The following is a 13,845-nucleotide window of genomic DNA, read 5'->3' as shown; positions in this document are numbered from 1 at the left end:
ATGGGCGGGATGTCCGCGACCGACCCGGCCGATCCCGTCCGGCACTGGCCCCTCGCGGAGCTCGTCGTGCGCACCCCCCGGCTCGAGCTGCGTCCGGACGACGACGCCGGGCTCGCCGCGCTCGCCGACCGCGCGCTCGACGGGGTGCACCCGGCCGACGAGATGCCGTTCCTCGAGCCGTGGACCGACGACGCCGGCGATCCTGGCTTCGCCCGGGGGATCATGCAGTACGCCTGGCGCTGTCGTGCGGAGATCGGACCGACCCGCTGGTCGGTCAACTTCCTCGTCCGCGACGCCGGCCGCGTCATCGGCATGCAGACGCTCGCCGCGACCGACTTCGCCGTCCTCGGCGAGGTCCGCAGCGGCTCGTGGCTGACCCGCTCGGTGCAGGGTCGAGGCCTCGGCACCGAGATGCGCCACGCGGTCATCGGTCTTGCCTTCGACCACCTCGGCGCCCGCACGGCGCGGACGAGTGCCTTTGCCGACAACGTCGCCTCCCGTCGGGTGTCGGAACGCCTCGGCTACGTGCCCGACGGCGTCGAGCACCACGTCCGGCGTGGCCGCGCGGCGGTGCTGCTGCGCAGCCGGCTCACGCCGGAGACGTGGCGGCGCCCCACGTGGACGGCCGAGGTCGGCGGCCTCGGGCCGTGCCGCGAGCTGTTGGGCGCGCCGATCACGCTGTGACCATGGCAGATCGTCCGCCGGGTCTGGGTTGTCGGTCGGGGTCGATCCAGGGTGGCGGGGTGAACCACGGGAGGCCGTCGATCATGTCGATTCGCCAGTGCCCGTGGTGGATGACCTGGTGGTGGTGTCGGCACAGCAGGGTGAGGTTGTCGAGGGAGGTCGGTCCGCCGTTGCCCCAGTGGTCGATGTGGTGGGCGTGGCAACGCCGGGGTCGGCGGGTGCAGCCGGGGAAGGCGCAGCCGCCGTCGCGGAAGTTCAGCGCTCGGCGCATCGCGTCGGGGATCAACCGGGAGCGGCGCCCGATGTCCAGCGGCTCGGACTTGGAGCCCAGGACGAGGGGGACGATGTCGGCGTCGCAGGCCCAGCGGCGGACGGTGGCCGGGTCGGCCAGGGCGCCGGAGTCCAGCGTGCCGTGCCCGGTCGCGAGCTGGAGCCAGCGGTGGTCCATCGTGATCGTCAGCAGCGCCCGCCCGGGCCCGCGGGCGGTCTCTGCTGCGGGCGCGGCGGGTTCGGGGCGGCGGGGTTCGGGGATCAACGCGTCCTCGAGCGGCGCGTCCTCGAGGTCGGGCTCGCCCGCCGGCTCGGGGTCTGTGCCGGTATCCGGCTCGGCGTCCTCGGCCTCGTTCTGGCGGGTGTCGGTGACCAGCCCGTTCGGTCCGAGGGCGTCGGCGAACACTTCCTTGAACGCGCAGGCCTGCCGGTTCCCCAACGAGCGGTGGTCATCGGCCCCGGTGGGGGTGGCGAGCACCTGGATGCCTTCGCGGATCGACTCGGCGTCGACGGCGTCGTGGATCCGGATCCGCATCTCCAACGTGCCGTCCTGGCCCGAGGTCATCTTCAGGTCGTCGAACAGGTCGGCGTCCTCATCCGGCGCCGCACCGTCGGGATCGAGCCTGGCCAGCAGCGCCTCGGCGAGCCGGCGCAGCGTCGCCGGCGGGAACAGCGTCGCCTTCTTCGCCAGGTAGGCATCCGCGGCCGGGACCTCGGCGGGGTCGACGTGCTCCATCCTGTCGATCTTGGTCATGGTGCGGCGGATGATCGCCACGTGCTCCGGGGAGATTTCCCCCGAGGCCAGCACCGTCGCGGTGCACGGCAACCGCGGCGGCAGCGGCTGGCCCTGCAGCGTCATCCGCGGAGCGAGGTCCTCGGCCTCGTCGCACCACCGGCCGGCGGTCGCCGGGTCGACCCGCCAGTTCTCCTGCAGCAGCCGCGCCGTGCTCCGATCACCGGTCAGGTGCGCGACGCCGAGCCGGTCCAGGTGAGCGATCCGCTCCAGGCGCCGGTAGTAGGCCTGGTGAGCCGCGGTCTGCTCCGCGCGAGCAGCGTCGAGCGCCTCCCGCTCGACCAGCCCGACACCACCTTCGCTCATGTGTTCGATTCTAGAACCGACCCCCGACACCGAAGGGCCGGTTCACGGAGAAACAGCGACCCCGGATTCGCAAAGGGAGAGAATCGACCAGCGATCCGTCCGAAGGTGCCCTTCGCCCGGTCACCGGGTGCCCTCAGCCTCGAACCTCCGACGACTCGGCCCGCTCCCCCGCCCGCTTGACCCGCCGCCGCTCGACGAAGGCGCGCTGCTTGGCCGCCGCGCCGCAGGCGCTCATCGAGCACCAGACTCCCGAGCCGTTGCGGGAGCCGTCGTAGAACGCGGTGCGGCACAGCGGGTCGCGGCAGGCCTTGAGGCGCGCCCACGTGCGCTCGTCCACCGCCAGGGGAGCCGCGACGACCGTCGCCAGCAGTCTCCGGACGACGCGCTCCTCGTCGGGCTCCAGGCGGAACGGGTCGGCCCGCACGCGCAGCCGTAGCCCCGCCACGGCGTGGTCGAACCGCTCCACGGCCTCGGCGTCCACGGGCAGCTCGGGATCGGTGTGCCGCGCGAGCTCCGCGCGCAGACCGGCCCGGACCGTCCGCGCCAGGTCGAGATCGTCGCACCCCACCGCGTCATCGGCGACCGCCGTGCCGCGAGCCCGGCACCAGGTGGCGAGGTCGGCCGGGGTCCGCAGGCCGTCCTCCCCCACGCCGTCGGCGGTACGCCCGAACCAGGTGTCGAGAAGGTCGGTGACGAGGCCCAGCGGCGCCGGGGGCGGCGTGCGGCCGAGAACGGCCAGTCGTGGGTCCACGACGAAGAAGTTACCAGCAAAGTGCGTTGACCGGTCACTGTGTGACCGGCTACGTTCATTGGGCGGTCACACCACCGCATCGCACCCCGAGGAGAAGCCGTGTTCCGTGGATTCGCCACCGTGAACGTGTTCGCCGACGACGTCGTCGCCGCGCGCGACTGGTACGCGCAGGTGTTCGACGCCGAGGCCTACTACGCGATGCCGCCCGCCCCGGCCGCGCCCGCGTACGTCGAGTTCCGCGTCGGGGACGACGCCGACGAGTTCGGGATCATCGACCGCCGCTTCGCCCCGTCGGGGTCGCGCGACGCGACGGGCCCCGCAGGCGCGGTCGTCCACTGGCACGTCGACGACCTGCCCGGCACGATCGCGCGCCTGCTCGCGCTCGGGGCCACGGAGTACCAGCCGCTCACCGAGCACGGCGACGGCGGGTTCGTCACCGCGTCGGTGGTCGACCCGTTCGGCAACGTCCTCGGTGTCATGCACAACCCGCACTTCCTCGAGATCGCCGAGGCCCGCGCGGCCGCGGTCGCAGCCTGACGAGGTCACTCGAACGGTCGCAGGTGACGGCACGACGATCGGCCACTCCGTGCGCGCGAATGGACACGCCGAGAGACACGCCGAGCATCGAGCCACCATCAGGGTGAACTAGAGGCTGAGGGATCGCGGGCTGTGGATCACGGGGTAGAGCCTGGGCAACGACCTGTCCAGGGGGGATCGATGGCGTACGCCGTGCCGCTCGGCGAGCGAGCTTCCGACCGTGGCTCACGCTTGCGCAGACTCGCCGCGGGTTTCCTCACGGTGCTCGGGATGGGCGTGTGCGTCGGGACGCTGCTCGTCCTCCTCGCGGACGCGGTCACCGAGGACGCGCCGCGACGGACGCCCGCCGGTGCGGAGCCGGCGACGCTCCCGCTGCCCTACGGCGGCCAGCTCGAGCGGCCCGACCCGGGCGACCTCATCGAGCCCGGTGGCCTCATGGGTCTCGGGCTCCTCGCCCTGGGGCTCGCGAACGGGCTGGTCTTCGCGTTCGCGGCGGCGCTCGACGGCACGCGGGGCCCCTCGGCCGCCGAGACGCGCCGGCGCCTGCGCAACCGTCACGGACGCGGCGCCGTCCCGGGCGGGCGACGCGAGGTCGCCCGCACCGTGGTCGTGCCGGCCGCGGCGCCCGCGGCCTCGGCCGGCCCGCTCGGCGTGGTCGAGGCCGAGGACGACCTCCCGGCCCGCCGGAGCGCCCCCGGCCGCGCGGCCCCGGGCACGACCTACGCCCCGATCCCGGCTCCCCGCCGATCCGAGCCCGAGCGCCACCCCGGGCGCCGAACCGAGCCGAAACGCCTGCAGGCCCGGATGCCGATGCCGGCGCCCGCCCCACAGGCGGTACCGGAGCCCACGCCTGTCCCGGAGCCCACGCCCGCTCCGGAACCCGCCCCGGCGGAGGAGCTCGTCGAGGAGCTCATCCCGGAAGCCGCCGAGGAGCCCGCCGAGGAGCCCGCCGAGGAGCCCGCGGAGGACCCGGCCGTCCCGGCCGTCCCGGAACCCGTCGTCGACGACGTCCCCGTACCCCGGGCGCCGCGCCGCCCCTCCCCCGTCCCGCGCGACGGCGGCGACGGGCGCCCCTCGCCCGCCACCCGCCGCGGCACGGGCCCCTGGGGCTGGCGTCCCGCGCGCCCGGACCCGGTGCCGTGGCGCAACCCCCGGCCGTGGCCGGCCCTCGTCGGCGCGCACTGACCACGAGAACGACGCGCCTCGACCTACCGCGCCAGCCCCTCCTCGATCGTCCGCGTCAAGGCCTCGAACACCGGGCCCGTGGGCGGGAAGACCTGCGTGACCAGGACCGCCGCCAGGTCGTGACGCGGCCAGGAGTACCAGAGCGTGCCGAGCCCCCCGGCCCAGCCGTAGCGGGGCCCGGCGGGCGAGTCCACGACCCCGACCCCGAATCCCCAGCCGCCGCCGTCGAGGAACGGGGCGGCCGCGGGCGCGGCGCGCTGTTCCGGCGTGAGGCGGTCGGTCGTCATCGCCGCGACCGCGGCGGGATCGAGGATCCCGGCACCGCCGTCGAGGAGCATGCCCGCGAAGCGCAGCAGGTCCTCGGCCGTGCCGACCAGCCCGCCCCGCCCGTCGGGGAACGCCGGCGGGGTGAGCCAGCGACTGTCGGTGACGCCGTCGAAGTCGACGAGCACCCCGTCCTCGTCGCGCGCGAACGCCGGGACGAGACGGGCCGGGTCGGCGACGAACCCGGTCGCGTCGGCGCCGAGCGGGGCGAGGAGCCGGTCGGCGAGCAGGTCGCCGAGCGGACGACCACCGGCGCGGGCCACGAGGACGCCGAGCACCGCGGCGGACAGCTCGTAGCGCCAGGCACGACCCGGCTGGTCGAGCAGGGGCAGGGTCGCGAGCCGCGCGATCCACTCGTCGGGAGCGGGCGGACCGTGCGGGTCGGGCGGGCCGAAGCCGAGCCCGAGGGCCGCCGCCCGGTCGAGGGTGGGACACGGGCCCTCGGTGACGAAGCCGAAGCCCATGCGCATCGTCAGCAGGTCCTCGACGGTGATCGGGCGCTCCGCGGGCACGGTGTCGCGGGCGGGATCGCTGGGCGAGACGTCGAGGCTCCGGAGCACCCGGCGATCGGCGAGCTCGGGCAGCAGACGGTCGACGGGCTCGTCGAGCGCGAAGGCACCGTCGGCGAGCAGCTGCATCGCCAGCGCCGCGACCAGGGGCTTCGTGTTCGAGCTGAGCCGGACCACCGCGTCGGGACGCAGCGGGGTGTCCCCGCCGGGACGGGTGGTCCCGACCGCCGCGAGGCTCGTCCCACCGCGGTGGCGGACCCCGACGATCGCCCCGGGCACGAGGCCCGCCTCGACGGACCCGCGCACGCCCTCGATCACGTCGTCGGCGTGCACGGGCGCCCCCGGGGTCGTCTCCTCGATCAGCTCCGCACGAGCGGAGCCTGCGGGGCGACGGCGTCACCCAGCGGATCGGCACCGTAGCCGAGGACCTCGGGGTCGCAGAGGAGTCGCTCGACGTGGACCACGATCGGCCGCGCCCGCGAGTCGAGCACCGACACCGTGCCGGCGCGACCCTGGGCCCGCAGGGCACGGATGAGGTCGAGCTCCCCGGGCCGCACGAAGGCTCCCAGCGCGCGCCGACCGCGGTAGCTCAGAGATACGTGGTACACGATTGAATCGTAGGCCGCCGATCCCCTGGTCGAGCGCAGCAAGTGGTCGACCCCACCAGGGGACGGTCAGCCGTTGAACCCGCCCCCGGCGGGTCCGACGGGGCTCGGCTCGGGGCGGACACCGCCGCCACCGCCGCCGCCCTCGGGGCCGTCGTCCGGGTCGGGACCCGTGGCGGGCCGTGCGGCGCCGCCCGCGATCCAGATGCCGACCTCGGCGCCGCGCTCGAGCTCCTCGCCCGCCGCAGGCTCCTGATCGGCCACGTGGGCGCGCCCGGCGCCCGTGTGCACCGCGTTGCGGCCGACGGCGAGCACGCCGGCGTCCAGGGCGCGGTCGTGGGCCTCGGCGGCCGGCAGGCCCACGAGCTCGGGCATCGTGGCGGTGGTCGTCCCGCCGTCGGTCGCGTCGTGGCCCATCGTGGTCCCACCCTCGGCGTCGGTACGCGTCTCGTCGGTGTGCATCGTCGCCTCCTCCGGCATGCCGGTCATGGCATATCGGTACCCATCCTGCCGTGCCCCTGACGCTGAGTCGGCCATCACCCGCCCCCTCCGCCGACCGCACCCCCGCTGAGCTGGGAGAACGCCGACCGGCGGAGTCACGCTCCGCGCCCGGCCGCCGCGACGGCTGTCAGCCACGTCCGGACGAGGTCGCACGCGCCGTCCACGTCGCCGGCGACGCCGAGGGTGCGTGCCGGGCCCTCGAGGTCGTCGGTGGCGGTGAGGCGCACCCGCAGCTCGCCCTCGTCGAACCACACGCGCACCATCAGCGCGGCGCCCGGCGGCACGCCCGGGGACATCCCCGACGGCTCTCCCGACGGTTCTCCCGACACCAGGGGCGTCACGACAGCCCCGAGGCGAGGACGGTGACGACGAGGTGGGCGTTGACGCCGATCACCACCACGGCGAGGACCCCGGCGACGGCCGTGACCGCGGGGCGGGTGGTGAGCGCGCCCATGAGGGCGCGACGCCTGCCGAGCTCGAGCACCGGGACGAGGGCGAACGGGATCCCGAACGACAGGACGACCTGAGAGATCAGCAGCACGAGCGTCGGGTCGGTACCGACGCCGAGCAGGAGCAGCGCAGGCCCGAGCGTCACCGCGCGGCGCACCCAGAGCGGCACCCGACGGCGCAGGAACCCGTCCATGATCACCTGCCCGGCGTAGGTCCCGACGCCCGACGAGACGAGGCCGGACAGCAGCAGCGCGACGGCGAAGGCCCCGGCCGCGAGCGGCCCCGCGAGGGTGCCGAGTCCCGCGTGCACCCCCTCGAGGTCCTCGGGGGCCTCGACCCCCGGGCGGAAGAACACCGTCGCGGCGACGACGAGCATCACCGCGTTCAGCACGCCCGCGGTGCCCATCCCGACGGCGAGGTCGACGCGCTGGCCCCGCAGCGCGGCCCGCGTCCCGCCCGCGCGCCGGCGGGCGGTGCGGGTGAGGTCGGAGTGCAGGTAGATGACGTGCGGCATCACGGTCGCGCCGAGGATGCCGGTCGCGAGCACGAGGCTGCCGGTGCCGTCGAGACCCGGCACGAGGCCGCCGGCGACGAGGGCGGGGTCGGGCGAGGTCTGCCCGAGGGTCGTGAGGAGGCAGACGACGACGCCGACGAAGAGGGCGACGACGAGCAGCTCGAAGCGCCGGGGACGGCGCTGGTGCACCGCGAGCAGCGCCCACGCGACGACACCGACGGCGATGCCACCGGGCAGCAGGGGTACGCCGAACAGCAGGTTCAGCGCGATCGCGCCGCCGACCACCTCGGCGAGGTCCGTGGCGATCGCGACGGCCTCGGCCTGCACCCACAGCATCCGGGTCACCGGGCGCGGGTAGTGCTCGCGGCACAGCTGGGGCAGGTTGCGGCCGGTCGCCACGCCGAGCTTCGCGGAGAGGTACTGGACGAGGACGGCCATGAGGTTCGCCGTGACGACCACCCAGAGCAGCAGGGTGCCGTGGGACGCGCCGGCGAGGGTGTTCGTCGCGAAGTTGCCGGGGTCGACGTACGCGGTGGCCGCGACGACCGCGGGTCCGAGCAGCGGGAGCAGCCGGCGGACCCGACCGGGGGCCGGGGCCGGGGTCCGGGTGGCATCGGTGACCGGGCTCGCGTCGGTGGTCGGGGTCCCGACGTCCGGGGCGGGCGTCACGTGCGGTGGGGCGACGGTCATCGACCTCTCCGGGAGGGCGGCCGGTCCGGGCGACCCGGGCCCACGAGGGGCTCGGGCCGCCCGGCGACGGGCCGGTGACGGGGGACGTCAGCTGCTGATCAGCTGCCGGTCGGCCCGTACTGGCCGGCGGGGGTGGACATCTCCATGTCCGCGGTGGCCTGGACGAGCTCCATGAGCTCGCTGTCCAGCCCGGGCCCGAACTCCTCCGGACGCTCGACCGCGATCTCCATGGGCGCGCCCTCGGGGGCCTGCTCGGTGGAGAGCTCCGTGCCGTCCTTCGACGGCGAGGGGCCGTTGAAGACCTTGGCGGCCTCGTTGAGCTGGTCGATGTTGAACGTGTACTGCTTGGAGTGCAGGCCCTGCTCCAGCAGCGTCTTGACCTCGGGGAAGCGCTCCGCGTTGGTCTTCGGGATCGGCAGGAGCTTGTTCCACTCCACGCCGAGCGCCTCGAGGGCCTTCGCGTACGCGTTCTCGTGGGCCTGGTCGCGCACGATCAGGTACGCGATCGTCGACCGCGCCGTCTTGTTGGCCGTCATCTCGTAGAGCCGGCACTTCTGCAGGCGCCCGGTCGACTCGAGCATGAGGTTGTAGAGCAGGTTCAGCGGCAGGTTGCCGCTGTCGTAGACGTACTTGCCCGTCCACGGGTCACCCTGCGCGTCCACCGGCAGTGCGCCCTGGGCGCCGACCAGCCAGTGGTGGATGTTGCCGCCGCCGAGCGCCACCGACAGCGGCGTCGCGCCGCCCTCGCCGGGCTCGTCGAGGTGGGTGGGGTTGCCCTGGTAGCGGGGCGAGCCGTCGACGAGACGGGCGATGGTCGTGGCGATGAGCTCGACGTGGCCGATCTCCTCGGTGCCCACGCCGTAGAGCAGGTCGCGGAACGGCTTGGCCGTGGCGCCGCGGAAATTGAAGCTCTGGAACAGGTACTGCATCATCGTGCGCATCTCGCCGAACTGACCGCCCAGCCCCTCCTGCAGGGCGTTCGCGGCCGCCGGGTCCGGCTCGTCGGGGACGATCTCGTTGATCAGGCGCTGCACATGGAAGAACACGGGGATCCTCTCGCGGGTCGATCGGTGCCTGCCGCACCTTGCGAGCCCCCCGTCCCCCGGCCGTGCCCCTCGGCGTCGCCGGGACCGACCCCGCTGCGTCGCCCCGCCGTCCCCGCACCGTCCCCGCACCGTCTCCCCGGTGTCTCGATCACGTCTCCGGTGGGCACCCGACTCCTGCCCGCCCGGTACGTCCGTCCGAGTCGCCGGTCGGGTGAGGTGTCCCTACCGTGAGCCGTGCGCGTTGAGGCCGACAGTCGCGCCGCCCTCCCCGGTCCCGTGCGGGCCGGCCACTTCCTCGAACAGCCGGACCCGTTGTGGGAGGTCCGGCGGGAACGGCGGCGAATGGCGCTCGACGTGCCGATGCCCCCTCGGGCGGCACACCTGTATCTCGTCGGCCGGTTCGCGTGCCGCGTCGGCGACGAGGACGTGCGGTTGACGCCCACCGCCGAGCGGGTCCTCGCGTTCCTGGCCCTCGCCCGGCGACCCGTCCGCCGGCACCAGCTCGCCGGAACCCTGTGGCCGGACGTCACCGACCGGCAGGCCCTGACCCGGCTGCGCTCGACGCTCTGGAAGGTCCCCGCCCCGCAGCGCGCCGCGCTCGTGGAGGCCGACGCGACGAACGTGTCGCTGCACCGGGACGCGGACGTGGACCTCTACGCCCTCGACGACGACGCCCCGGCCGACGACGGGGGCGTGGTCGACGCCCCGATGCCGCGCGGCGAGCTCCTGCCCGGGTGGGGCGACGACTGGGTGCTCGTCGAGCGCGAGCGTCACCGCCAGCTGCGCCTGCACGCGCTCGAGGACCGCTGCGCGCGGGCGTGCGCGGCCGGCCGGTTCGCCGACGCGCTGCGCGCCGGCCTCGAGGCGGTGGCGCAGGAGCCGCTGCGCGAGAGCGCCCACCGGCGCGTCATCGAGGTGCACCTCGCCGAGGGCAACGGCGCGGAGGCCCTGACCCAGTACGAGACCTTCCGGACGCTGCTGCGCGCCGAGCTCGGCCTGCCGCCGTCGGACGCGATCCGCGGGCTCGTCCGCCCGTTGCTGGGTCGTCCGGCGGACTGACGGCTACGGGCGCGGTGTCCCTGCGGCGCCGACGAGCACCAGATCGACGAACCAGCCGGCGCGGTCCGGCCCCTCGCCGGACAGGAGCTCACCGGCCAGCGCCGCCAGGCGCGGGTACCGGTCGGCGGGCGCTCCGCGGAGGCTCTCGGCGAGCGCGTCGTCCGCCGCCTCCTCCGCGCCGTCCTCCTCCCGGCGCGTGCCGTGCTCGGCGGCCGAGGCCGTCGCCACGAGCAGCAGCAGGTCGACGGTCCAGGCGGCGCGGTCGTCCGGCATCCCGCCCTCGCCGAGCACCACCAGCAGGCTCTCGATCAGCGCGAGATAGTGCGGCCCGCTGGGGCGGGTCACCACCGCTACGCGGGCGAGGCTGGGGTGGGCGAGGAGGACGCCGGTGTACGAGTCGACGATCCGCCGCACCCGCCCGGTCCACTCCCCGGCCGTCGCCGCCGGCGTGAGGTCCACGGCACCGAGGAACTCGCCCAGGACCGCGGCCTGCAGTTCGGCGGTGTCGCGGACGTAGACGTAGAGCGACGCGGGCCCGGTGTCGAGACGCTGGGCCAGCCGACGCATCGTCAGCCGTCCCGCGCCCTCCTCGCGGACGAGGGCCGTTGCCGTGGCGATCACGCCCTCACGCGTCAGCGCGGGCTTGGCGGGACGGTCGCGCCGGCTCACCGGGGTCGCTCGTGCACCGGTCACGGGCCCACGCTAGCCACCCGGTCAGGGCTGGTGGGCGAGCATGACCTCGTGCAGGGCCCGGGCGCCGTCCGGGCCGAACGCCACGTCGAGGTTCGCGGCCGACTCCGCGGCCGCGGGGGCGGCCCGCGCCACCATCGCGGCCTCGTGTGCCGTCACGGCCCGCTCGCGGCCCTCGGCACCGGTGATCCCGTGCTCCAGCAGGAGCCGCGCGAGCTCGGCGCCGTCCTGCATGGCGAGGTTCGCCCCCTCCCCCGCGAACGGCGACATCACGTGCGCGGCGTCCCCGAGCAGCGTCACCCCCGGCCTCCGCTCCCACGTGTGCCCCACCGGCAGGGCGTGGATCGCCCGCGGCACGAACCGCTCGTCGGCCTCGGCGATCAGCGCCCGCAGCTCGGGCGCCCAGCCGGCGAAGCGCCCGAGCAGGCCGTCGACGACGAGGCCCGCCATCTCTCCGGGGTCGGCGAGCCGCAGCGCGGCGTACACCTCGAGCGTCGCCCCGGGCTCGCGGTGGGCGATGAGACCCTGACCCTCGCCGAGCGCGAACATCAGGCCACCACCGACGACGGCCGCGGCGCCCGGGTGCCGGACCTCGACGTCCCGCAGCCGCGTGATCGCGAAGGTGACACCGCTGTAGGCGGGGAGGGCGTCGGAAAGCAGCGGCCGGACCCGTGACCACGCGCCGTCCGCGCCGACGAGGAGGTCGCTGACGAGCACCTCGCCACCGGCGAGCGTGATCTCGTGACGGCCGCCGGCGAGCGGGTGCACGGTCCGGACCGTGCACCCCCACCGCACCGTGCCGGCCGGGAGGGCGGCGAGCAGCAGGTCCCGCAGCGTCTCGCGCGGGATCTCCGGGCGGTCGCCGTCGTCGTCCTCGTCGACCAGGACCCGGCCCCGCGGGTCGAGAACGCGCATCGCCTCGCCGCCGGGCAGCACCGACGCACGGAAGGCGTCCTCCAGCCCCACGGCGCGCAGCGCCGCCTGCCCCGACTCCTCGTGCAGGTCCAGCATCCCGCCCTGCGGGCGGGCACGGGGTCCCTCGTCCCGCTCGAGGACGACGACCTCGACGCCGTGACGCTGCAGCACGCCGACGCAGGCCAGGCCGCCGAGTCCGGCGCCGACGACGACGATCACGGGGCGTGCGGCGACGGTCATGGTGATCTCCGGAGGTCGGGGAACGATGCCTCGACCCTAGCACGAACATGTTCGTGACGAACATGTTCGTGACCCCGCCCTCCGGCCCGCCGGTCCCTCTGCGCTGTGCCACCGCGTTGACGTGATCTGGGTCACGCCATAGCGTCGGATCCCCGGGTGTTCGCCCGATTCACCAGAGATTCGGAGCCAGTCACCATGGCCACCTACGACCCCCGCACCGCCACCGGCATCCCCACAGAACCGGTCGGCTCGATGCCCCGCCCGCAGAAGCTCCAGGACGCCTACGCCGCCTACGACGAGGGGAAGATCGACAAGTCGGCCCTCGAGACCGAGCAGGAGGCCGCGGTCCAGGACACCATCGACCGCTACGAGGCGACCGGCGCGCCGATCATCTCCGACGGCGAGCAGCGCTGGTCCTCGTTCGCCACCTACCCGATCACCGACACGCTGGCCGGCACCGGCCTGGCGCCCTCGCTCGGCCCGGGCGGCCAGTTCTTCGCGATCTTCGCCGACGGCCACGGCCGCCAGCTGCCCAAGCTGGTGAAGGGCCCGTTCGAGTACCAGAACTACGCCGCGGACTCGCTGAAGAAGTCGATCGGCAAGGCGAAGGCGCCGATGAAGCAGGCGGTGATCGCGCCCTCGATGTTGGCGCTGCTCTACCCGCTCAAGGAGCCGGTGGAGGGCTACAGCCGCGAGGACTTCGAGGCCAAGCTCATCGACGAGTGCGAGAAGGACATCCGCGAGGCCTTCGCCGCCGGCGCGGCCCGCGTGTCGGTCGACTTCACCGAGGGCCGCCTCGCCACCCGCGAGGACCCGCGCAACCCCTGGACCGGCGCCGGGCTGCTGCCGCACTTCATCGAGCTCAACAACCGCGTCATGGCGCGGTTCAGCGCCGAGGAGCGGACGTCCATCGGCATCCACACCTGCCCCGGCGGCGACCGCGACTCGGTGCACTCCGCCGACGTGCCCTACAACAACCTGCTGCCCGAGATGTTCAAGATCAACGCCGGCTACTTCCTCATCCAGCTCGCGAGCGAGCGGGAGAAGGACCCGGTGTACTCCTCGATCGGGAAGAACCTGCGCACCGACGCCGACGGCGTGACGCAGATGGCCTACATCGGCGTGATCAACCCGGGCAACCCGCGGGTGGAGAGCGCCGACGAGGTCGCCGGCCGCCTGGTCCGCGCCGCGGACTTCATCCCGAAGGAGCAGCTCGGGTCCACCGACGACTGCGGGTTCTCGCCCTTCTCGATCGACGAGAAGCCGAACCACGGGTCGCCCGACTACGCCCGCGACGTCGCGTTCCAGAAGATCACCAACCGCGTGGAGGGCACGCGGATGGCGGCCGAGAAGCTCGGGGTCTCCTGAGCCGTGACCCTGGAGTTCCGGGCCGGGCGTTCCGACCGCTCCCCGGGACGTGAGCTGCTCGCCGAGCTCAACGCCCTGCTCGACACCCAGTACCCCGGGCGCTCCGCGCGCCCGGGGTCGGTGACGACGCCGGAGGAGATGGCGCCGCCCCGGGGCCGCTTCCTCGTCGGGTACGACGACGGGGAGGCCGTGGCGATCGGCGGGGTGCGTCCGCTGGGGCCGGACGTCGCCGAGATCAAGCGGATGTACGTCGTCCCCGGTGCCCGGTCGCGCGGAGTGGGCCGGGCGCTCCTGGCGGCGCTGGAGGACGCGGCGCGGGAGCTCGGCTACGCCCGCGTGCGGCTCGACGCCGGCGCGGAGCAACGGCACAGCCGCGCGCTCTTCGCCGACACCGGGTACCGCGCCGTC

The 13,845-nt window shown here is 74.6% G+C and carries 16 protein-coding genes; 6 read left to right on the top strand and 10 right to left on the bottom strand.

Features of this window, described 5'->3' with window-relative positions; all coding sequences use genetic code 11:
• The first annotated feature begins 9 nt into the window (after nt 1-9).
• Nucleotides 10-684, top strand: a complete 675-nt coding sequence (locus PH191_RS23185) for a GNAT family N-acetyltransferase (RefSeq protein WP_274197002.1) — start codon at nt 10-12, stop codon at nt 682-684.
• Here the strand turns inward: PH191_RS23185 and PH191_RS23180 are convergent.
• Nucleotides 674-2,053, bottom strand: a complete 1,380-nt coding sequence (locus tag PH191_RS23180; RefSeq protein ID WP_274197001.1) for an HNH endonuclease signature motif containing protein — start codon at nt 2,051-2,053, stop codon at nt 674-676. The genes PH191_RS23185 and PH191_RS23180 overlap by 11 nt on opposite strands.
• A gap of 133 nt (nt 2,054-2,186) precedes the next feature.
• A complete protein-coding gene (locus PH191_RS23175; RefSeq protein ID WP_274197000.1) occupies nt 2,187-2,804 on the bottom strand; it encodes a CGNR zinc finger domain-containing protein in 618 nt (205 codons plus the stop codon).
• A gap of 99 nt (nt 2,805-2,903) precedes the next feature.
• Between PH191_RS23175 and PH191_RS23170 the strand changes: the two genes are divergently transcribed.
• Nucleotides 2,904-3,341: a VOC family protein gene (locus PH191_RS23170; RefSeq protein WP_274196999.1), complete on the top strand. Its 438-nt coding sequence runs from the start codon at nt 2,904-2,906 to the stop codon at nt 3,339-3,341.
• 231 nt (nt 3,342-3,572) lie between these two features.
• Nucleotides 3,573-4,526: a hypothetical protein gene (locus PH191_RS23165; protein ID WP_274196998.1), complete on the top strand. Its 954-nt coding sequence runs from the start codon at nt 3,573-3,575 to the stop codon at nt 4,524-4,526.
• A 23-nt stretch (nt 4,527-4,549) separates the two neighbouring features.
• Here PH191_RS23165 and PH191_RS23160 read toward each other — a convergent pair whose 3' ends face one another.
• The 6 genes from PH191_RS23160 to PH191_RS23135 form a co-directional block, all read right to left on the bottom strand.
• Complete coding sequence (locus PH191_RS23160; protein WP_274196997.1) at nt 4,550-5,692, bottom strand: serine hydrolase domain-containing protein; 1,143 nt, start codon at nt 5,690-5,692, stop codon at nt 4,550-4,552.
• 26 nt (nt 5,693-5,718) lie between these two features.
• A complete protein-coding gene (locus PH191_RS23155; RefSeq protein ID WP_274196996.1) occupies nt 5,719-5,967 on the bottom strand; it encodes a hypothetical protein in 249 nt (82 codons plus the stop codon).
• 66 nt (nt 5,968-6,033) lie between these two features.
• A complete protein-coding gene (locus PH191_RS23150; protein ID WP_274189308.1) occupies nt 6,034-6,453 on the bottom strand; it encodes a PASTA domain-containing protein in 420 nt (139 codons plus the stop codon).
• A gap of 107 nt (nt 6,454-6,560) precedes the next feature.
• Nucleotides 6,561-6,761 carry a hypothetical protein gene (locus tag PH191_RS23145; protein ID WP_274196995.1) on the bottom strand — a complete coding sequence of 67 codons (201 nt, stop codon included), beginning with the start codon at nt 6,759-6,761 and terminating at the stop codon, nt 6,561-6,563.
• Between the two features lie 41 nt (nt 6,762-6,802).
• Complete coding sequence (locus tag PH191_RS23140; RefSeq protein ID WP_274196994.1) at nt 6,803-8,119, bottom strand: Nramp family divalent metal transporter; 1,317 nt, start codon at nt 8,117-8,119, stop codon at nt 6,803-6,805.
• A 98-nt stretch (nt 8,120-8,217) separates the two neighbouring features.
• Entirely contained in the window at nt 8,218-9,165 is a 948-nt protein-coding gene (locus PH191_RS23135) for a manganese catalase family protein (RefSeq protein ID WP_274196993.1), read from the bottom strand.
• A gap of 234 nt (nt 9,166-9,399) precedes the next feature.
• On the opposite strand from PH191_RS23135, the gene PH191_RS23130 reads away from it, so the two are divergent.
• Nucleotides 9,400-10,224: an AfsR/SARP family transcriptional regulator gene (locus PH191_RS23130; protein WP_274196992.1), complete on the top strand. Its 825-nt coding sequence runs from the start codon at nt 9,400-9,402 to the stop codon at nt 10,222-10,224.
• A 3-nt stretch (nt 10,225-10,227) separates the two neighbouring features.
• Here the strand turns inward: PH191_RS23130 and PH191_RS23125 are convergent, their stop codons facing one another.
• Both PH191_RS23125 and PH191_RS23120 read right to left on the bottom strand, forming a co-directional pair.
• Complete coding sequence (locus tag PH191_RS23125) at nt 10,228-10,917, bottom strand: TetR/AcrR family transcriptional regulator (RefSeq protein WP_274196991.1); 690 nt, start codon at nt 10,915-10,917, stop codon at nt 10,228-10,230.
• 21 nt (nt 10,918-10,938) lie between these two features.
• Nucleotides 10,939-12,069: an FAD-dependent oxidoreductase gene (locus PH191_RS23120; protein ID WP_274196990.1), complete on the bottom strand. Its 1,131-nt coding sequence runs from the start codon at nt 12,067-12,069 to the stop codon at nt 10,939-10,941.
• A gap of 195 nt (nt 12,070-12,264) precedes the next feature.
• On the opposite strand from PH191_RS23120, the gene PH191_RS23115 reads away from it, so the two are divergent.
• Both PH191_RS23115 and PH191_RS23110 read left to right on the top strand, forming a co-directional pair.
• Nucleotides 12,265-13,437 (top strand): uroporphyrinogen decarboxylase/cobalamine-independent methonine synthase family protein, encoded by a 1,173-nt coding sequence (locus PH191_RS23115; RefSeq protein WP_274196989.1) that lies wholly within the window; start codon nt 12,265-12,267, stop codon nt 13,435-13,437.
• Nucleotides 13,438-13,440: 3 nt separating this feature from the next.
• Nucleotides 13,441-13,845 (top strand): GNAT family N-acetyltransferase (locus tag PH191_RS23110; RefSeq protein WP_274196988.1); only part of this gene is annotated, 405 nt, incomplete at its 3' end.

The organism is Actinomycetospora callitridis (genome assembly GCF_028737265.1).
Taxonomy (GTDB): domain Bacteria; phylum Actinomycetota; class Actinomycetes; order Mycobacteriales; family Pseudonocardiaceae; genus Actinomycetospora; species Actinomycetospora callitridis.
This window is presented reverse-complemented; position numbering and strand designations above follow the sequence as displayed.